Source organism: Streptomyces sp. NPDC060049 (assembly GCF_042736715.1).
Taxonomy (GTDB): Bacteria; Actinomycetota; Actinomycetes; order Streptomycetales; family Streptomycetaceae; genus Streptomyces.
The window spans coordinates 130412-148346 of record NZ_JBHWVV010000008.1; the positions used below are offsets into that span (position 1 = coordinate 130412).

Annotated in this window: 16 protein-coding genes; 5 read left to right on the plus strand and 11 right to left on the minus strand. The window is 72.4% G+C overall.

Going from position 1 to position 17935, the window contains the following annotated elements; all coding sequences use genetic code 11:
• The first annotated feature begins 12 nt into the window (after nt 1-12).
• Both ACFWBY_RS16995 and ACFWBY_RS17000 read left to right on the plus strand, forming a co-directional pair.
• Nucleotides 13-786 (plus strand): hypothetical protein, encoded by a 774-nt coding sequence (locus ACFWBY_RS16995; RefSeq protein ID WP_385332384.1) that lies wholly within the window; start codon nt 13-15, stop codon nt 784-786.
• A 19-nt stretch (nt 787-805) separates the two neighbouring features.
• Nucleotides 806-952, plus strand: coding sequence for a hypothetical protein (locus ACFWBY_RS17000; protein WP_385332387.1), 147 nt, complete (start codon nt 806-808; stop codon nt 950-952).
• Between the two features lie 162 nt (nt 953-1114).
• Here ACFWBY_RS17000 and ACFWBY_RS17005 read toward each other — a convergent pair whose 3' ends face one another.
• The gene (locus tag ACFWBY_RS17005; RefSeq protein ID WP_385332390.1) at nt 1115-1738 is read right to left on the minus strand and encodes an ADP-ribosyltransferase; all 624 of its coding nucleotides are present in this window, start codon (nt 1736-1738) and stop codon (nt 1115-1117) included.
• 312 nt (nt 1739-2050) lie between these two features.
• Here ACFWBY_RS17005 and ACFWBY_RS17010 point away from each other — a divergent pair, with 312 nt between their 5' ends.
• Nucleotides 2051-2707 (plus strand): excalibur calcium-binding domain-containing protein, encoded by a 657-nt coding sequence (locus tag ACFWBY_RS17010; RefSeq protein WP_385332393.1) that lies wholly within the window; start codon nt 2051-2053, stop codon nt 2705-2707.
• 109 nt (nt 2708-2816) lie between these two features.
• Nucleotides 2817-4205, plus strand: a complete 1389-nt coding sequence (locus ACFWBY_RS17015; RefSeq protein WP_385332396.1) for a cytochrome P450 — start codon at nt 2817-2819, stop codon at nt 4203-4205.
• 45 nt (nt 4206-4250) lie between these two features.
• Here ACFWBY_RS17015 and ACFWBY_RS17020 read toward each other — a convergent pair whose 3' ends face one another.
• On the minus strand, nt 4251-5810 hold the full coding sequence (locus ACFWBY_RS17020; RefSeq protein WP_385332399.1) for an MFS transporter: 1560 nt from the start codon (nt 5808-5810) through the stop codon (nt 4251-4253).
• A 97-nt stretch (nt 5811-5907) separates the two neighbouring features.
• Here ACFWBY_RS17020 and ACFWBY_RS17025 point away from each other — a divergent pair, with 97 nt between their 5' ends.
• The gene (locus ACFWBY_RS17025; protein WP_385332402.1) at nt 5908-7995 is read left to right on the plus strand and encodes a prolyl oligopeptidase family serine peptidase; all 2088 of its coding nucleotides are present in this window, start codon (nt 5908-5910) and stop codon (nt 7993-7995) included.
• A gap of 98 nt (nt 7996-8093) precedes the next feature.
• On the opposite strand, the gene ACFWBY_RS17030 is transcribed toward ACFWBY_RS17025, so the two are convergent.
• The 9 genes from ACFWBY_RS17030 to ACFWBY_RS17070 form a co-directional block, all read right to left on the minus strand.
• Nucleotides 8094-9119: an ABC transporter ATP-binding protein gene (locus ACFWBY_RS17030; RefSeq protein ID WP_385332405.1), complete on the minus strand. Its 1026-nt coding sequence runs from the start codon at nt 9117-9119 to the stop codon at nt 8094-8096.
• Nucleotides 9116-10162 carry an ABC transporter ATP-binding protein gene (locus ACFWBY_RS17035; RefSeq protein WP_385332408.1) on the minus strand — a complete coding sequence of 349 codons (1047 nt, stop codon included), beginning with the start codon at nt 10160-10162 and terminating at the stop codon, nt 9116-9118. Before ACFWBY_RS17035 ends, ACFWBY_RS17030 begins: the two co-directional genes overlap by 4 nt.
• Nucleotides 10162-11148 (minus strand): ABC transporter permease, encoded by a 987-nt coding sequence (locus ACFWBY_RS17040; RefSeq protein WP_385332412.1) that lies wholly within the window; start codon nt 11146-11148, stop codon nt 10162-10164. Before ACFWBY_RS17040 ends, ACFWBY_RS17035 begins: the two co-directional genes overlap by 1 nt.
• Nucleotides 11145-12128 carry an ABC transporter permease gene (locus ACFWBY_RS17045; protein ID WP_385332415.1) on the minus strand — a complete coding sequence of 328 codons (984 nt, stop codon included), beginning with the start codon at nt 12126-12128 and terminating at the stop codon, nt 11145-11147. The genes ACFWBY_RS17040 and ACFWBY_RS17045 overlap by 4 nt, the downstream gene beginning before the upstream one ends.
• Nucleotides 12129-12150: 22 nt before the next feature.
• A complete protein-coding gene (locus ACFWBY_RS17050; protein WP_385332418.1) occupies nt 12151-13893 on the minus strand; it encodes an ABC transporter substrate-binding protein in 1743 nt (580 codons plus the stop codon).
• Nucleotides 13894-14188: 295 nt separating this feature from the next.
• Nucleotides 14189-14899, minus strand: coding sequence for a GntR family transcriptional regulator (locus ACFWBY_RS17055; protein ID WP_214956446.1), 711 nt, complete (start codon nt 14897-14899; stop codon nt 14189-14191).
• 56 nt (nt 14900-14955) lie between these two features.
• A complete protein-coding gene (locus ACFWBY_RS17060; protein ID WP_385332422.1) occupies nt 14956-15903 on the minus strand; it encodes an ornithine cyclodeaminase family protein in 948 nt (315 codons plus the stop codon).
• Complete coding sequence (locus ACFWBY_RS17065; RefSeq protein ID WP_385332425.1) at nt 15900-16931, minus strand: proline racemase family protein; 1032 nt, start codon at nt 16929-16931, stop codon at nt 15900-15902. The genes ACFWBY_RS17060 and ACFWBY_RS17065 overlap by 4 nt, the downstream gene beginning before the upstream one ends.
• On the minus strand, nt 16928-17932 hold the full coding sequence (locus ACFWBY_RS17070; RefSeq protein WP_385332428.1) for a proline racemase family protein: 1005 nt from the start codon (nt 17930-17932) through the stop codon (nt 16928-16930). The genes ACFWBY_RS17065 and ACFWBY_RS17070 overlap by 4 nt, the downstream gene beginning before the upstream one ends.
• Between the last annotated feature and the right edge of the window lie 3 nt (nt 17933-17935).

Sequence of the window (17935 nt, forward strand, 5' to 3'; positions counted from 1 at the left end):
ACGTTCCGCTACATGAGCTCTACGCGTCGCACTGACCATGACCGCGTACGCCAGCAGGCGGACGACCCCGATCCCCGCTGGCCCCTGCGCGGTGACCTCGCCTACGACACCGCCACCTCCCGTACGGGCGTGGTCATTGAAGTCCCCGAGGACACGGGGATCACCTTCTACCGACTCACGCCCGAAGGCGGCGGCGAGGAGGAGTGGAACGCCTCCGTCGACACGCTGATGCCCTCCGAAGACGTCCCCAGCGACGCGGCCGGACAGCAGCCCGAGTACGCTCCCTGGGCCGACAGCCCGGACCCGAACCTCACCCGCCCCCTCGGCGATCCGGACGCGGTGTACCTCGGGCAGTCCCTCGCCAAGCCCGACATGACCACCACCACGGACAACTACGAGCAGGGGCGGCTGCTCGGACTCCATCTCGACAACTGGGACAAGCTCAGGTTCGCCGACAAGCACACCGGCCGGCGCAGGCTGTGCCTGAATCTCGGCCCGGGGACGCGGTACATCATCCTCGGCACCATCGACGCTCAGGCCGTGTGCCGGTCCGTACACCCCGTGGACTACGCGCACCGCTGCCCCCATACCAACGACTACCGCTCCTACGCGGCCAGCGGCCGACCCGTCCGCATCCTCCGTATACGCCTCGAACCCGGCGACGGCTACCTGGCCCCCACCGAGTACCTGCTGCACGATGGTTCGACCGAGGGCCAGTTCCAGCCCTCGGCCGCCGCGTTCTGGCTCGGCCGGTGGCCCCGCGGCATCCTGCCGTCCCTCATCTGACCTCGCCCGAGAGGACACCGTGAACCAGGACCTCGCCGACGAACTGCACCGCCGTGCCGACGCCGACCGGGCCGCCCGCCAGCGCTGGCAGCAAACCCGCGAGACCCACGTCGTGTTGTCCTCGTCGATCTCGGGGATGCTGCCCACGCTACCGGTCGCACGGTGATCCCCGGGACGTCGCGTTCGGCGAGTTCACCGTGGTCGACGTGCCGCTGGGCATGGAGCGCGGCCCCGGGGAGTTCCGCGTGACCTTCCACGAGGACGGCAGCATCGCCGGCCTGTGGTTCCTCGGGCCCGGGGTGCCGGTCTCGTAGGACGGCGGCGCCGCTCAGCCGGGATAGCCGGCCCGCCAGGGCTCGTAGTACGGGTTGTCCTCGCACCGGTCCATGATCTCGACCTTCCTCTCCTTGTCCACCGGGCAGACGGCCACGATGAACGAGCGGGCGATGCCGCCCGGGAAGGCCACCTCGACCTGGGAGGCGTACTTGTGGGTGTCGCCGATGGTCCGGTTGACGTCCACCCCGCCCGGGGCGTCGATGTAGTAGTTCCAGCCGCTCTTCCAGGACTTGTAGAGGTCGTGGTCGTAGGTCGTGGAGACGTACGGGGAGGCCTGGTTGGCCAGGACGTAGCTCTCGATGTCGTACTGGCCGTTCAGGGTGTCCTTGGGGAGGAAGCCCTCCTCGAAGACCACCGACGGCGGGCGGCCGTCGGAGCGGTAGAGCTGCTTGCAGTTGATGCGCCACGACGGGGAGGGGGTGATGCGCTCCACCTCGACGCGCTCGTCGGCGGCGGCGTAGAGGTGGTCGTGGACCCGGGGGCAGGAGTTCGCCGGGGCGGCGGCGCGCGACGGGGCGGCGGGCGCGGAGGCCGAGGCCGAGGCCGGGGGCAGCAGCGCGGCGGCGAGGGCGGTCGCGAGCACGGCGGCGCGGCGCCGCAGGGCATAAGTGATCATGCGCCCACCCTCGCGCCCCCGCCCCGCCCGGGGAGGCATCCTCACCCGATGGTGAGCGTGTCGCCGTGGGCCCGACTGCCCTGAGATCGCGGCGAGTTGATGGAGGAACGATCCTTCGGCGAAGCCCCGCGGAGCCCGCTCCCGCACACCCGCCGGCCCCGCTCCCGCACCCCCGCCCGCCTCATCCCCTCACCCCCGCCCGCCCCGCTCCCCCGCGGACCGCTCCGCGGGGCACCGGACACGCGTTCGCCGTACACGCGGCCCCGGTCGGCGTATGCTGCGGCGGATCAGCGGGGCGGCCATGGGGGGCACATGTTTCAGCGGAGCGGACACCGGCGCGGCGTTCTCGCGACGGCGGCGATGGCGGGAGCGCTCGTCCTGACTCTCGCCGGCTGCGAGGGCGCGGACGCGGACGCGTCGAAGAGTGCCGACAAGCCGGCTCCGGCGCCCTCGCCGAGCGCGTCCGCCGCACCGCCCGCGATGCCCGCGCTCGTCGGCACGAAGTCCGCCGAGGCCGAGGCCCTCGTCGGACCGCTCGTCACCAAGCCGGTCGAGGTCCGCAGCGCCTACTCCGACGTCCCGCTGGCCGGCGACCACGCCCAGTGGGCGGTCTGCTTCCAGACCCCCGCGGCCGGGAGCCCGCTGCCGGGCGACACCGCCGTAGAGATCTCGCTGACCGCTCCCGGCAACCCGTGCCCGGAGCGGGCCGGAGCCGCCCTGCGCCCCGCCAAGACCCCCGGTCCCACCCAGACGCCCGCTCCCGCCAAGACCCCGGCACCCGCCGCGACCCAGGGCAAGACGAAGCCCGGCCCTGCGTCCTCGCCGACCCCGGCACCGGGCCCCAAGGACGTCAGCTACAAGAACTGCGCCGAGGCCAAGGCCGCCGGCGTCACCCCCATCAAGCGCGGCCAGCCCGGCTACGGCAAGCACCTCGACCGCGACAACGACGGCATCGCCTGCGACAAGTGACCCGGCCGGCGGCAGCGTCGGTATTCGGCCGTATGCCGTGACGGGCCTCGTCCCCGGGCGGCGGCGGCCCGCAGAATCGGACCCGTCGGACGAGGCTGAGGACGGGGACATGGCAGAAGAGACAACACGGGCGGGCGACCGCGCCGGTACGCGAACGCCCCTGCTCGCGGGTGCCCCGCTGCTCGGCTCGCTCGCCGACCTGAAGTCGGACTCGCTCGGTACGTACCTGCGGGCGATGCGCGAGCACGGCGACGTCGTCCGGATCACCGCCGGCCCGCCCGGGCTGCGCGCCGAGCTGCACTGCGTGTTCTCGGCGGAGGGCGTCCAGCAGGTACTGGCCACGCAGGCGGCCAACTTCCGCAAGGACAACGCCGTCTACCAGGAGGTCCGGGACTCCTTCGGCAACGGCCTGCTGACCAGCCAGGACGAGGACTACCTGCGCCAGCGGCGGCTGGTCCAGCCGCTGTTCACCAAGCGCCGGGTGGACGGGTACGCCCACGCCGTCGCGGACGAGACCGCCTCGACCCTGGCCGCCTGGGAGAAGACCGCCGACGGAACCCTCGACGTCGCCGACGAGATGATGGCCCTCGCACTGCGCGCGGTCTCCCGGATCCTCTTCGGCACCGATGTGGACGCCACCGCCGACGTCGTGCACCGCTGTTTTCCGGTCATCACCGAATACGCGCTGCGCCGCGGCTACTCCCCGCTCAACATCCCCCGCAGCTGGCCCACGCCCGACAACAGGCGGGCGGCCGCCGCCCTGGACGAGCTGTACGGGGTGTGCGACGCGATCATCGCCGAGCGCCGGGGCGGCGCAGCCGGCGGGGGCGAGGACCTGCTGTCCCTGCTCGCCGCCGCCTCGAGCACGGACGACGGGGAGTTCGACGCCGCCGAACTGCGCGAGCAGGTCCTGATCTTCCTGCTCGCCGGACACGAGACCACCGCCACCTCGCTGGCCTTCTCCCTCCACCTGCTCGGCCGCCACCCCGGCATCCAGAGCCGGGCCCGCGCCGAGATCGCCGCCGTCCTGGGCGACCGTACGCCCGGGGCCGCCGACCTCGACCGCCTCCCGTACCTCACGCAGGTGCTCAAGGAGGCCATGAGGCTCTACCCGGCGGCCCCCACCATCGGCCGCAGCTCGGTCGCCGCGGCCGAGGTCGACGGGCACACGATCCCGGCGGGCGCCGACGTGATCCTGGCGCCCTGGGTGACCCACCGCCACCCGCGCTACTGGCCGGACCCGGAGCGCTTCGACCCCGACCGGTTCACGCCGGAAGCGGAGGCGGCCCGGCCGCGCTACGCCTGGTTCCCCTTCGGCGGGGGCCCGCGCGCCTGCATCGGGCAGCACTTCTCGATGCTGGAGTCGGTGATCGCGCTGGCGATGATCCTGCGCGCCTACGAGTTCGAGGCGGTGGACGCCGAGGTCCCCGTCAGCGCGGGTATCACCCTGCAGACCCGGGGTCCGGCGCGCTGCCGGGTCCGGCGCGTGGACGCGTAACGCGCCGGCGCCCCGAGCCGGTGCGGCACGTCGCCGGGGAGCGGCTCAGACCGCCGTCGGGGTGTGGTTGCCCTGGAGCCGGGCGAGGTCCGAGGGGCGGACCTGGATGACGAAGAGCGCGATGAGGGCCGAGAGCAGGGTGAAGGCGGCCGCCGCCACGAACGCCGCGCCCACGCCCGAGGTGAGGACCTGGTCGCTCCACGGCTTCGGGAACTGCTTGGTACGGGCGAAGAAGGCCTTCTGTTCGGGGGTCGCCGTGCGCAGGAAGGATCCCACCTGGTCCTTGGCCTCGTTGCGGCTGGCCGTGCCGAAGACGGTGACCAGGATGGACAGGCCGAGCGAACCGCCCACCTGCTGCGTGGCGTTCAGCAGGCCGGAGGCCGCGCCCGACTCGCGGTCGGAGACGTTCGAGAGGGCCATCAGCGTCAGGGACACGAACTGCATGCCCATGCCGGCGCTGAACAGCAGCATCGGGCCCAGGATGCTGCCCAGGTACGTCGAGTGGATGTCGGTCTGCGTGAGCCAGGCCAGTCCGGCGGCCGAGAGGAGGGAGCCCGTCACCATGAACGGCTTCGGCCCGAACTTGGGCAGGAGCTGGGAGGTGAGCCCAGCCGTCACCGCGATCATCGCGCTGACCGGCAGGAAGGCGAGTCCGGCCTGCAGGGGGCTCATGCCCAGCACGTTCTGCACGAAGAGGGTCAGGAAGAAGAACATGCCGAAGATCGCGCAGGCGAAGAAGAGCATGATGGCGTACGTTCCGGCCCGGTTGCGGTCGGCGAACATGTGCAGCGGGGTGATCGGCTGTGGCGAGCGCCGCTCGTTGAGGATGAAGAGGGTCAGCAGCACCACGGCCGCCCCGAACGAGGCGAGTGTCAGCGGGTCCCGCCAGCCCTCCTGGGACGCGCGGATGAATCCGTAGACGAGCGTGACCATGCCGACGGTGGAGAGCAGGGCTCCGGCGAAGTCGAAGTGCCCGGGATGGCGTTCGGACTCGCGGATGACCTTCGGGGTGGCCACCGCGATCAGCAGGGCGATCGGCACGTTGACGAAGAGCACCCAGCGCCAGTTCAGCCACTCGACGAGCATGCCGCCGGCCAGCAGTCCGATCGCGCCGCCGCCCGCCGAGACGCCGGCGAAGACCCCGAAGGCCCGGGTGCGTTCCGGTCCTTCGCGGAAGTTCGTGGTGATCAGCGCGAGCGCGGTCGGTGAGGCGATGGCGCCGCCGACGCCCTGGAGGGCCCGGGCCGCCAGCAACTGACCCTCGTTCTGGGCGAATCCGCCCAGGAGCGAGGCGAGGCCGAAGAGCAGGACACCGAAGATGAAGACGCGCCTGCGCCCGAGGATGTCGCCGGTCCGCCCGCCGAGGAGCAGCAGGCCGCCGAAGGTGAGGGTGTAGGCGTTGACGACCCAGGACAGGCTCTCGGTGGAGAAGTCGAGCGCGGTCTGGATGTGCGGCAGCGCGATGTTCACGATGGTGATGTCGAGAACGACCATGAGCTGGCACGAAGCGATCACCAGCAGAGCGGGAAGGTGACCGCCTCCGTTGCCTTGGACCTTGCCGTCGGTCCCGGTACTGGTACTGCTCGGCGAAGCGTTCGGGTCCACTTTTCCGACGCTAAACCCGTACCCCGGGGGTCACCACTCGAACAGCCTAGGCGATGTGGCATATGCTATGTGCTATTTCACATGCCACACTGCTTCCATGGATCGCATGGATGACTTCCTCAGGCTCTCCGCGAGCACCGCCCGGTTCACCTACGGCGCCCCGCGCGCCTTCGCGTTCGGCGACGAAGGCCGGCTCCTCTGGTTCCTCCGCTCCACCGGGCCCACGGACCCCCTCGACGGCCTCTGGGTCCTGGACACCGCCACAGGCACCGAGACCCGGCTCGCCGACCCCCGCGAACTGTCCCCCGAGCCCGCGCCCCTCCCCGTCGCCGAGCGCCGGCTGCGCGAGCGCACCCGGCTCGTCGCCGCGGGCATCGGCTCGTACGCGCTCTCGGGCGACGGCCGCCACGCGGTGTTCGCGCTCCACGGGCGGCTGTACGCGGTCACCCGCGACGCGGAGGCCGGACAGCCCGCGCAGCCCAAGGAAGTCCCCGCCGCCGGGCCGGTCTTCGACCCCCGCCCGAACGCCGACGGCTCGCGCGTCGCGTACGTGGCCGACGACGCCCTGTACACCGCCCCCGGCGGCCGGATCAGCCCCGACGACGGAGCCCGCTGGGGGATCTCCGAATTCGCCGCCGCCGAGGAGCTCGGCCGCGACCGGGGGCACTGGTGGTCCCCCGGCGGGCAGAGCCTGCTCGCCGCCCGGGTCGACGAATCCGCCCTCCAGCGGCGCTGGTTCGCCGACCCGGCCCGTCCGGAACGGCCGGCCGAGGACTTCGCCTACCCCGAGGCCGGCGGCCCCAACGCGGAGGTGGAACTGTGGGTGTTCGGGCCGGACGGGCACGCGCCCGTCCGCCTCGGCTGGGACGCCGGCACCTATCCGTACGTCTCCGACGCCGACTGGGAATCGGACTCCGAGATCCTGCTCACCGTGCAGGACCGGCTCCAGCAGAACGTCGTGCTGCTCACGGCCGACCCGGCCACCGGGCGCACCAGGGAACTGTCGCGCACCACGCACCCGCAGTGGGTGGACCCGATGCTCGTCGGCACCCCGGCGCGCCTCGCCGACGGGCGGATGCTCACCTGCGCCGACACCCCCGGCGGCGCCGCCCGCGCGCTCGCGCTGGACGGCGTACTCCTCACCGGGGACGGCATCCAGGTCCGCAAGGTGGCCGGCGTCCACGGAAACCGGCTGCTGATCGAGGCCGGCCTGCGGGACCCCTCCGAGCAGCAGGTGCTGCTCCTGGATCCGGACACGGGAGGGCTGAGCCCGCTCGCGGACGGACCCGGGGTGCACTCCGTGCAGGCGTCCGCCGGCGCGCTGCTGCTGACCTCCGCCGACGCGGAGGGGATCCGGCGCGTCCTGCGGACCGCCGACGGGCGCGAGTTCGTCCCCGGCGATCTGTCGCAGCCGCTGCCGTACCGGGTGACCCCGGTTTTGGAACGGGTGACGGAGCACGCGATCCCCACCGCCCTGGTGCTGCCGCGCGGGCACGTTCCCGGCACCCGGCTGCCCGTGCTGCTGGACAGTTACGGCGGCCCCGGCATGCAGGACGTCAGCGCCGAGCCGCGCCGCTGGCAGCACCGCCAGTGGTGGGCCGATCAGGGCTTCGCCGTGATCACCATCGACAACCGAGGCACCTCCTACGTCTCGCCCGCGTTCACGCACGCCATGTACCGGGGCTTCTCCGACGTCACCCTCGACGACCAGGTCGCCGCCCTGCACGCGCTCGGGGAACGCCACGGCGACCTCGACCTGTCGCGAGTCGCCATCCGCGGCTGGTCCTACGGCGGTTACCTCTCCGCGCTCGCGGTGCTGCGCCGCCCGGACGTCTTCCACGCGGCCGCCGCCGGCGCCGCGCCGACCGACTTCCGCCACTACGACACGGCGTACACCGAGCGCTACCTGGGTCTGCCTCAGGAGCACCCGGAGGTCTACGAGCGGGACTGCCTGATCCCGGACGCGGCGGGGCTGTCGCGGCCGTTGCTGCTGGTCACGGGCCTGGCCGACGACAACGTCCACCCGTCGCACACCCTGCGCCTGTCGCAGGCCCTCTTCGACGCGGGCCGCCCGCACCAGCTGCTCGCGCTGCCGGGCGTCACGCACATGACTCCCGGCGGGGTCCGGGAGAAGGTCATGGCCCTGGAACTGGAGTTCTTCCGCAAGGAGCTGGGCCTGGCCTGAGGTCCGGCGGACGGCGGAAGGCCCCGGAGCCGATGGTCATCCGGCTCCGGGGCCCTCCTCTTCCCCGGGTTCCCCGTCAGTCGCCCGGGCTTCTGCGCCTACACCAGATGACAGGCCACCTCTCGGGAGGCCACGGTCCGCAGCAGCGGACGTTCGGTGCGGCAAATCTCCTGCGCCATGGGGCACCTGGGGTGGAAGGTGCAGCCCGGAGGCGGGGCGGCCGGGCTCGGCGGGTCGCCGAGCAGCACGATCCGCTCGCGCCGCCGCTCCGCCGCCGGGTCGGGCAGCGGTACGGCGGACAGCAGCGCCCGCGTGTACGGGTGCTGGGGGTTCTCGTAGAGCGACTTCTTGTCGCCCATCTCCACGATCCGGCCGAGGTACATGACGGCCACCCGGTCGCTGACCCGTTTCACGACGGACAGGTCGTGCGCGATGAACACGTAGGCCAGGTCCAGCTCGGCCCGCAGCCGCTCCATCAGGTTGACGATCTGCGCCTGGACGGAGACGTCGAGCGCGGAGACCGGCTCGTCGGCGATGATCAGGCGCGGGCTGGTGGCGAGCGCCCGGGCGATGCCGATGCGCTGCGCCTGGCCGCCGGAGAACTCGTGCGGATAGCGGTCGATGTGCTCGGGGATCAGCCCGACGAGCTCCATCAGCTCGGCGGCCCTGCGGCGGGCGTCCGCCGCGCCCGACCCCTGCACCAGCAGCGGGTCGGAGATGATCCGGGCCACCGTCTGGCGGGGATTGAGGGAGGAGTGCGGGTCCTGGAAGACCATCTGGACGTGCCGGCGCAGCGGGCGCAGGGCGCCCTGGGAGAGCCGGCTGATGTCCTTCCCGTCGAACTCGACGCTGCCGGAGGTCGGTTCCAGCAGCCGGACCAGCATCCGGCCGGTGGTCGACTTGCCGCAGCCCGACTCCCCCACCAGGCCCAGGGTCTGGCCGGCCGACAGGTCGAAGGAGACCCCGTCGACGGCGCGCACGGGCGCCCCCCGCCGCCCGGACACGCTCCGCTTGCCGGGGAAGGCCATCGTGAGGTCGCGCACGCGCAGGAGCGGACGGGTCTGCGCGTCGCGGGCCGCCGGGACGGCGGCGGGCGCCGGAGCGGTGTTCTTCGCCGTGCTCATCGGGACACCTCCCGGACGGCGCCCGTGAAGTGGCAGGCCGCCTCGCGGGCGGTGCCACCGTAGGGCGCGAGGGCCGGCCGCACGCTGGTACAGCGTTCGCGCTCCTCGTCGGAGGCCGCGGCGGCCACCGCGCACCGCGGCGCGAAGGCGCACCCCGGGGCCGGGGCCAGCAGTGAGGGCGGGGAGCCCGGGATGGCCCGCAGCGGCTCTTCGTCGCTGTCGTCGAGCCGGGGCAGCGAGTCGAGCAGCCCCCGGGTGTACGGGTGAGCCGGGTCGGCGAACAGATCGTCCACCGGTGCCTGTTCGGCGGCCCGGCCGCCGTACATGACCAGGACCTCGTGGGCCACCCTGGCCACCACGCCCAGGTCGTGGGTGATCATCACGACGCCGAGGCCGCGTTCCTGCTGGAGCCGGGCGATCAGCTCCAGGATCTGCGCCTGCACGGTGACGTCGAGGGCGGTGGTGGGCTCGTCGGCGATGAGCAGTTCGGGCTCGCAGGCCAGCGCCATGGCGATCATCGCCCGCTGGCGCATGCCACCGGAGAACTGGTGCGGATACTCCCCCGCCCGGCGGGCGGGCTCCGGGATGCCGACCTCGCCGAGCATGTCGACGGCGCGCCTCTTCGCGGCGGCCCGCCCGGACCTGAAGTGGACCCGGAAGTGCTCGGCGATCTGCTCGCCGATCGTGTAGTAGGGGTGCAGGCTGGACAGCGGATCCTGGAAGATCATGGCCATCTTGCGGCCGCGCAGCTTGGACAGCTGCTTTTCGGACAGGCCGGTCAGCTCCTGTCCGGCCAGCGCGATGGACCCGCCGATCTCGGCGCCCCGGTGCAGGCCCATGACGGCGAGGGAGGTGACGGACTTGCCCGACCCCGACTCGCCGACGATGCCGAGGGTGCGGCCGGCCTCGACGGTGAAGCCGAGGGAGTCGACGGCCCGTACGGAGCCCCGCGGTGTGGTGAAGGTGACGCGCAGGTCCCGTACTTCGAGGAGCGGCGGCCCGGGGACCGGCGCCCCTGGGGGCGGCTGGGGAGCGGGGGTCATCAATACCTCACCCTCGGGTCGATGACGGCGTACAGGAGGTCGACGGCGAGGTTCGCGACGACGATGAAGAAGGCGGCCAGCAGCGTGACCCCGAGGACGACGGGCTGGTCCGAGTTGACGAGCGCCCCGTAGAACAGCCGCCCGATGCCCGGGAGTCCGAAGATGGACTCGGTGATGACGGCTCCGGCGAGGAGGCCGCCGAGGTCCATGCCGAAGATGGTGAGGATCGGGGTCATGCCGGAGCGCAGCCCGTGCTTGACCACGACCGTGCGCTCGGGCATGCCCTTGGCGCGGGCGGTGCGGATGTACGGCTCGGCCATCGCCTCGATCATCGAACCGCGGCTCTGGCGGGCGTACATGGCCGCGTAGAGCAGGGCGAGCGCCGTCCAGGGGAGCAGCAGGTTGCTCGCCCAGGCGAGCGGGTTGTCGGTGAAGGCCTGGTACGTGGGGTAGGGCAGGAGCCCGGCCACGCGGATGACCCCGTAGATGAGCATCACCGAGGTGAAGTAGACGGGCAGGGAAGCCGCGGCGACCGCGCCGACCATGAGCACCTTGTCGGTGGCGGAGTCCTTGCGCAGGGCCGCGGTGACGCCCGCGCCGAGGCCGAGGACCAGCCAGAGGGCCGCGGCTCCGACGGCGAGGGAGGCGGAGACCGGGAGGCGGTCCATCAGCAGGTCCCACACGGGCAGGGAGTTCTCGTACGAGTAGCCCAGGCAGGGGAAGTCGCACTGGACGGCGTACTGGCCGGTGCCGAGGGTGCGTCCGGTGAAGATGCCGGTGAGGAAGTCGCCGAACTGCCGCCACAGCGGCCGGTCGAGGCCGAGGTACGCGCGTACGTCGGCCAGTCGCTCGGTGCTGCAGGTCTTTCCGCAGGCGGCCGCGGCCGGGTCGGAGGGGAGCACGTAGAAGATGAGGAAGGTGACGGCGGCGATCGCCAGGAGGACGCCCGCGAGGGCGAACAGCCGGCGCACGAGGTAGAGGATCACGTCCGGGCGCCCCTCGGGTCGAGGATGTCGCGCAGGGCGTCGCCGAGCAGGGTGAAGGCGAGGACGGCGAAGAAGAGGAAGAGGCTCGGGATGACGAAGTACATGGGGTCGGTCTCGTAGTAGGCCACGGACTCGGCGATCATCTGGCCCCAGGAGGGGGTGGGCGGGCGGACGCCGACGCCGAGGTAGCTGAGGGCGGCCTCGGTGCTGATCATGCCGGGGATGAGCAGGGTGGTGTAGGCGATGACCGGTCCGGAGACGCCCGGAAGGATCTCGCGGGTCAGGATCCGCCAGGCGCTCGCGCCGCCGACGCGGGCGGCGTCCACGTATTCGCGGTGTTTGAGGGAGAAGGTCTGGCCGCGCACGACCCGGGCGACGCCGGGCCAGCCGAAGACGCCGATGACGGCGGTGATGAGGACGATGCGGTTGACGTCCTTGGCCGCCGACAGCACCGCGATCATGAAGATGAGGCTGGGGAAGGACATGGTCAGGTCCATGAGGCGGGACAGGACGGCGTCGGTGCGGCCGCCGAAGTAGCCGGCGGCTATGCCGGCGGCCGTGCCGGTCACCACGACGATCGCCGTGGCGGCGAAGGCGATGAGGAGCGATACCTGGGCGCCGTGGACGACGCGGGCGAACAGGTCGCGGCCGGTGACGGGTTCGACGCCGAGCCAGTGCTCGGGGCTGATCCCGCCGAGGGAGCCCAGGGGCTGACCCCCGAGGTACGGGTCGATGGCGGACTTGTCGAACTCGTCCGGGGACCAGCCGCCCAGCGCGCCCAGCCAGGGGGCGGTGGCGGCCATCAGGACGAAGAGCAGGACGACGCAGAGGCTGACGCGGACGGCGGGGCGGCGGCGGAGCTCCCGCCGGGCGAGCTGCCAGGGGCTGCTGCCCGGGGGGACGGCCCCGGCCGGTGCGCCGTCCGGGGCCGGCGGACGGGCGGTGCCCGGTCCGGCGGCGCCCGGTGCGGTGGTGGTCATGGTGTCAGTGGCCCCCGCGTCCTCAACCCTGGCTCTTCGACGGGTCCTTGAGGCCGATGGTGGCGTAGTCGATCTGGCCGACCCAGACGGGGTGGCCGAACGCGCCCGCGATGTTGGTGCCGACGAGCAGCGGCTTGCGCTCCAGCAGGATCGGGACGGCCGGGGACTTCTTCATGATCTCGGCGTCGAGGTCGATCCAGGCCTGGTTGGCCTGCTTGGCGTCCGCCATGGCGTTGATCTCGTCGATCCGCTTCATCGTGGCGTCGTCGCGGAACTGGGCGTTGTTGCCCTGGTTGCCCTTCTCCTTGATGGTGCGCCCGTCGAAGACGAAGGGGATCCAGGTGGAGCCGGAGGGGTAGTCGGGGCACCAGCCGGTGAGCGACATGTCGGGGGTGGTGGAGAGGTCGCCGACGACGTCGTAGTAGGCGCCCGGGTCGACGGTGTCGATGACGACCTCGACGCCCGCACGGGCCAGGCCCTGCTGGAGGGCCTCCGCCTTGCCCTTGTCGCCGGTGGAGACGGCGAGCGAGACCTTCAGGGTCTCCTTGCCGGCGGCCTTGAGGAGTTCCTTGGCCTTGGCGGGGTCCCCGGAGGGGGCGATCTTGAGGGTGTCGGCCTGCTTGCCGCCGGACATGGCCGGGGGCAGGTAGGCGGTGGCGATCTCGTTGAGGGCCGGGCCGCCGCCCGCGGTGACCACGGCCTCCTTGTCCACGGCGTACTGCATGGCCTCGCGGACCTTGGGGTCGTCGAAGGGGGCGCGGGAGTTGTTGAGGTGGAGCATCTCCGTACAGCCCTGGGACTCGGCCAGCAGCCGCGACTTGACCTCCGGCTTGGGCAGCACCTTGGGCGCGCTCTCGGGCCGCATGTCGGACCACTGGACGGCGGAGGCGTCGGCGCCCTCGCCGGCGATGATGCGGTCGTCGATCTGGCCGCCCTTGAGGCCCATGACGACCACGAACTTGTCCGGGTAGGCCTTGCGGACGGTGTCGGTCTTGGCGTCCCAGTGCTCGTTGCGGACCAGGACGAGCTTCTTGTCCCGGTCGTACGACTCGATCTTGTACGGGCCGGAGGAGAACGGGCGGGCGTCGTACTGGGTGCCCTTCTCCTGGGCCTCGGGGACCGGCGCGAAGGTGGGCAGGGTCGCGGTCGCGGAGAACTCGGCGACGGGCCGCTTCAGTTCGAAGACGATCGTGCGGTCGTCGGGGGTCTTGACGGAGTCGAGGTGCTTGCCCTGGAGCGGGCCCTTGTAGCCCTCGCCGCCTGCCAGGTACTGGGCCGCGTAGTCGGGGCCGCCGGTGAGGTCGGGGGCGAAGGAGCGCTCGACGTTGTACTTGATGTCCTGCGCCTTGATGGGCGAGCCGTCCTCGTACTTCACGCCCTCCTTCAGGGTGAAGGTCCAGGTGCGGCCGCCGTTGGAGGGGGTGCCGAGGTCGGTGGCGAGGTCCGGGACGAGCTCGCTGCCGGCCTTGCCGGGCTCGGCCTTGAAGGTGACCAGGGTGCGGTAGAGGAGGCGGGTGCCGAGGTCCATCGTCGGCATGACCCAGTTGCGGGCGGGGTCGAGGTGGGCGAAGTCCTGGTTGGACAGGATGGTGACCGTCCCGCCCTTCACCGGGGTCCCGCCGAGGATCTTCCCGTCGTTGGCGGAGGCGGGGTTGGAGGCACCCGCCCCGGCGGAGCCCTTCTTGGGGTCGGAGCAGCCCGAGGCGCCGAGTGCGAGTGCGGCCACCAGGGCGGTGGCGAGGGCGAGTTGGGTGCGCTTGGTCATGGGTCACTCCAGTGAAGGGCCGCGCTCTATGATGTGACCGGTAACATAGTAATGTGAAATTGTACTGACAAGGGTTTGGACCCGCTGTTATCCAGCCGTGTCCAAACCCGGCTGGTCATAGGGGCGTTGGGCCTCCGGGCGCGGGGGCGCCGCGCCGGGATGCGGGCCGTCGCCGTCAACCACGTCGACGAGGGCCCGGCCGCGCGGGAGCGCTACCGGGCCCTCGTCGACATCGGGGCGACCGGGCCCCCGGGCGGCGAGGCGCCTGGTCCGGGGGCCGGCAAGATCCGAAGGCCTAGAGGCCCGAGCCCAGGCCGCCCGGGATGCGGCCGACCGGTTCGTCGCGGCCCTGGGCCCAGAGGGAGCGGACGTGGCCGAGGTGGCGGGTCATGCAGGCTTCGGCCGCCTCGGAGTCGCCGGTGAGCATCAGGTCGAGGAGCTCGACGTGCTCCTCGGCGGAGGAGACCAGCTTCCCCGCCTCGTCCAGGCCGGTCAGCCCGTACAGCCGGGAGCGCTTGCGCAGGTCGCCGACGGTTTCGACCAGCCGGTCGTTGCCGGAGAGCGCCAGCAGGGTCAGGTGGAAGCGGCGGTCTGCCTCCAGGTACCCGATGAGGTTGTGCTCGCGGGCGCTGGTGACGATCTCCTCGGCGATGGGCCGCAGCGCCTCCAGCTGCTCGGCCGTCGCGATCTTGGTGATCCGGCCGATGGTCGGCACCTCGATCATCGTGCGCAGTTCGGTGTACTGGTCCAGGTCGCGCTCGCTGACCTCGGTGATCCGGAAGCCCTTGTTGCGGACGGGCTCGACGAGGCCCTCGCGTGCGAGGTCGAGCATGGCCTCGCGGACGGGGGTGGCCGAGACGCCGAGCTCGGCCGCGAGGCCCGGGGCCGAGTAGACGCTCCCGGGGCGCAGTTCTCCCGCTATCAGGGCTGCCCGCAGGGCGTGGCCGACCTGGTCGCGGAGCCGTTCCTGAGCTTTGATGAGACTGTGCTGCTTCAGGTCACCCATTGCATATCCTCCGAGACCGCTCACACCACTGGCGTGCGGAGGAACAGCGTACAATGTCACGTTGCGCTATTCTCCCCGGCGGCCTCGAACAAGGCGACGGCCACGGCTAGATCTTCCCAGGCCATGCCCACACTCTTGAAGAGCTGTGGACAACTCGCCGCCCCCGCACCGGGCATTCTGCCCGTGACCAGGTCGGCCAGGGTGCCGCTGATGTGACCCGCGCCGATGGCCCCCTCCGCCTCCGGCACCAGCAGGTCCCCCGCCTCGCGCAGGGCCGCCGCGCGCGACTCCACGTACACCGCCGCGCGCCGGACCAGGGCCGTGTCGACCTCGCGGGCGTCCGGCTCGTGCGAGCCGACCGCGACGACGGTGGCGCCCGGTGCGATCAGGCGCCCGTCGAAGAGCGGCTCGCGGGCGGTGGTGCAGCAGATCACCAGGTCGGCGTCCGCCACTTCCGCCGCCACGCCCGACCGGGCCGCGACCCCCAGTCCCCGGGCGTGCTCCGCCAGCTTGCCGGCGCCGGCGGGGTCGCGGGCCACGACCACCACCTCGGCCAGCTGCCGCATCGCCAGCACCGCTTCGAGGTGCCCGTACGCCTGCGGGCCCGACCCGAAGAGGAGCAGCCGCAGCGGCCGCCCGGCCGGGGCCAGGTGGCGCAGCGCGAGCGCCGAGACCGCCGGGGTGCGCAGGGTGGTCAGCGCCGCCCCGTCGAGCAGGGCCAGCGGGCGCAGGGTGGGGCCGTCCAGGAGGAGGTAGGACCCGGTGATCCGGGGCAGGCCCAGCGCCGGGTTCCCGGGCGCCACCCCTGCGATCTTCACGCCCGCGTAGGCCGCGGTGGCGGCCGGCATCACCAGCAGTTCGCCGCCGCCCGGCACGGGCATCGCGCTGCGCGGCGGGCAGGTCTCCGGGTCCAGCCCGGCCAGCAGTACGTCGGCCAGTGCGTCCGCGGCGGCGGCCGGGGTGAGCAGGCCGGCCGTCTCGGCGCCCGACAGCCGGCGGATCACAGCAGGAACCCGGTGGCGAGCGGGTCGTACGGGTCGACGGTGAAGAGGTGTTCACCCGTGCGGTACGCGGTGCCGGTGACCTCCGTGACCAGGCCGTCCGCCACGCGCTCGCCGACCCGGCCCGTGAAGACCGTGCCGACGACCGACTCGTGCAGCAGGTCCTCCCCTTCCCCGAGCCGCCCGTCCTCGGCGAGCAGCGCCAGCCGCGTCGAGGTGCCGGAGCCGCAGGGCGAGCGGTCGATCTGCCCGTCGGCGAAGACGGTGACGTTGCGCTGGTGCGGCCCGAAGGGGGTGTCGGGCAGTTCGTCGTAAAGGATCACGCCGTAGACCCCGGAGAGCAGCGGCCCGCCCGGGTGCCAGGTCCCGGGGTGCGTGGCGAGGGCGGCCCGGACCTCCCGCCCGGCCCGTACGAGCGAGGGCAGAGCGGCGGGGGTCACCTCCAGGCCGAGGTCCCGCGCGGCGACGGAGGCGTAACAGGCCCCGGCGTGTGCGATGTCGGCCTCGACCATGCCCAGGGTGGTGGCGACGGGCACCTTGCGGGCGCTGGTGCGCGCCGGGACGTTGCGGAAGGTGACCCCGGTCGTGCGGCCGACCGCGCGGTGCACGGTCGCGCAGACCCGCCCCGAGGGCACGTCGATCCGTACCTGGACCTCGCCGTCGTCCGGGGCGCAGACCCGGCCGGTGTCCACGGCCCAGGCGCCGAGTGCCATGGTGCCGTGGCCGCACGCGGTGGAGTAGCCGTCCTTGTGCCAGAACAGCACGCCGAAGTGGGCCCCGTCGTCGTCGGGCGGCACCACGAAGCCCCCGTACATCCCCGCGTGCCCGCGCGGCTCCTGCACGAGGAGCCGTCGTAGGTCGTCCAGGGCGCCCCGCCTCGGCGCCGTTCCCGATCCGCCCGGCCCGATGGCGGTGGCGCACCGCTCGGCGACGGTGTCGCCGGGCACGGGCGGCAGGCCTCCCGAGAGGGTGTCGACGATACGGAAGGGCTCCCCCGCGGCGTGGTAGTCCTCGGTCCGAACGGTGATCACAGGAGGAACCCTCCCGGGAAGGGGTCGGACGGGTCGAGGAAGTACTGGGCGGTGCCGGTGATCCAGGCCCGCCCGGTGATGGCGGGCACGACGGCCGGGACCCCTCCCACGGTGGTCTCGCCGATCAGCCGGCCGGTGAACTCGGTGCCGATGAACGACTCGTTGGCGAAGTCCGTGTCCAGCGCCAGCTGCCCACGGGCGTGCAGTTGCGCCATGCGCGCGCTGGTCCCCGTACCGCAGGGCGAGCGGTCGAACCAGCCGGGGTGGATGGCCATCGCGTGCCGGGAGCGGCGGGCGTCGGAGCCGGGGGCGGCGAGGTAGACGTGCTTGACCCCGGCGATGGAGGGGTTCTCGGGGTGTACGGGCCTGTTGTCGGAGGCGTTGACCGCGTCCATGACGGCCAGTCCGGCGGCGAGCAGCTCGTCGCCGTGCTCCCGGTCGAAGGGAAGGCCGAGCGCGTCGAGTTCGACGAAGGCGTAGAAGTTCCCGCCGTAGGCGAGGTCGTAGGTGACCGTGCCGTATCCGGGGACGTCGGCCTTGAGGTCGAGCCCGACGCTGAAGGAGGGCACGTTCGTGAGGGTGACGGCGGTGGCCGCCCCGTCCTCGACGCGCACGTCCACGCTCACCAGTCCGGCCGGGGTGTCGAGCCGGACGGTGGTGACCGGCTCGACGACGGGCACCATGCCGGTCTCGACGAGGACGGTGGCGACCCCGATGGTGCCGTGCCCGCACATGGGGAGCAGGCCCGACACCTCGATGTAGAGGACGCCGAAGTCGGCGTCGGGACGGGTCGGGGGCTGCAGGATCGCGCCGCTCATCGCGGAGTGGCCGCGCGGCTCGTACATGAGCAGGGTCCGGATGTGGTCCAGGTGCTCGATGAAGTGGAGCCGCTTGGCGGCCATGGTGTCGCCGGGGATCACCCCGACTCCCCCGGTGATCACCCGGGTGGGCATGCCCTCGGTGTGCGAGTCCACCGCGTGGTAGACGTGGCGTGTGCGCATGGA

Coding starts and splice junctions, on each gene's coding strand:
- ACFWBY_RS16995 (WP_385332384.1), top strand. CDS start 13: ATGAGCTCTACGCGTCGCACTGACCATGACCGCGTACGCCAGCAGGCG.
- ACFWBY_RS17005 (WP_385332390.1), bottom strand. CDS start 1,738: ATGATCACTTATGCCCTGCGGCGCCGCGCCGCCGTGCTCGCGACCGCC.
- ACFWBY_RS17010 (WP_385332393.1), top strand. CDS start 2,051: ATGTTTCAGCGGAGCGGACACCGGCGCGGCGTTCTCGCGACGGCGGCG.
- ACFWBY_RS17015 (WP_385332396.1), top strand. CDS start 2,817: ATGGCAGAAGAGACAACACGGGCGGGCGACCGCGCCGGTACGCGAACG.
- ACFWBY_RS17025 (WP_385332402.1), top strand. CDS start 5,908: ATGGATCGCATGGATGACTTCCTCAGGCTCTCCGCGAGCACCGCCCGG.
- ACFWBY_RS17030 (WP_385332405.1), bottom strand. CDS start 9,119: ATGAGCACGGCGAAGAACACCGCTCCGGCGCCCGCCGCCGTCCCGGCG.
- ACFWBY_RS17035 (WP_385332408.1), bottom strand. CDS start 10,162: ATGACCCCCGCTCCCCAGCCGCCCCCAGGGGCGCCGGTCCCCGGGCCG.
- ACFWBY_RS17045 (WP_385332415.1), bottom strand. CDS start 12,128: ATGACCACCACCGCACCGGGCGCCGCCGGACCGGGCACCGCCCGTCCG.
- ACFWBY_RS17050 (WP_385332418.1), bottom strand. CDS start 13,893: ATGACCAAGCGCACCCAACTCGCCCTCGCCACCGCCCTGGTGGCCGCA.
- ACFWBY_RS17055 (WP_214956446.1), bottom strand. CDS start 14,899: ATGGGTGACCTGAAGCAGCACAGTCTCATCAAAGCTCAGGAACGGCTC.
- ACFWBY_RS17070 (WP_385332428.1), bottom strand. CDS start 17,932: ATGCGCACACGCCACGTCTACCACGCGGTGGACTCGCACACCGAGGGC.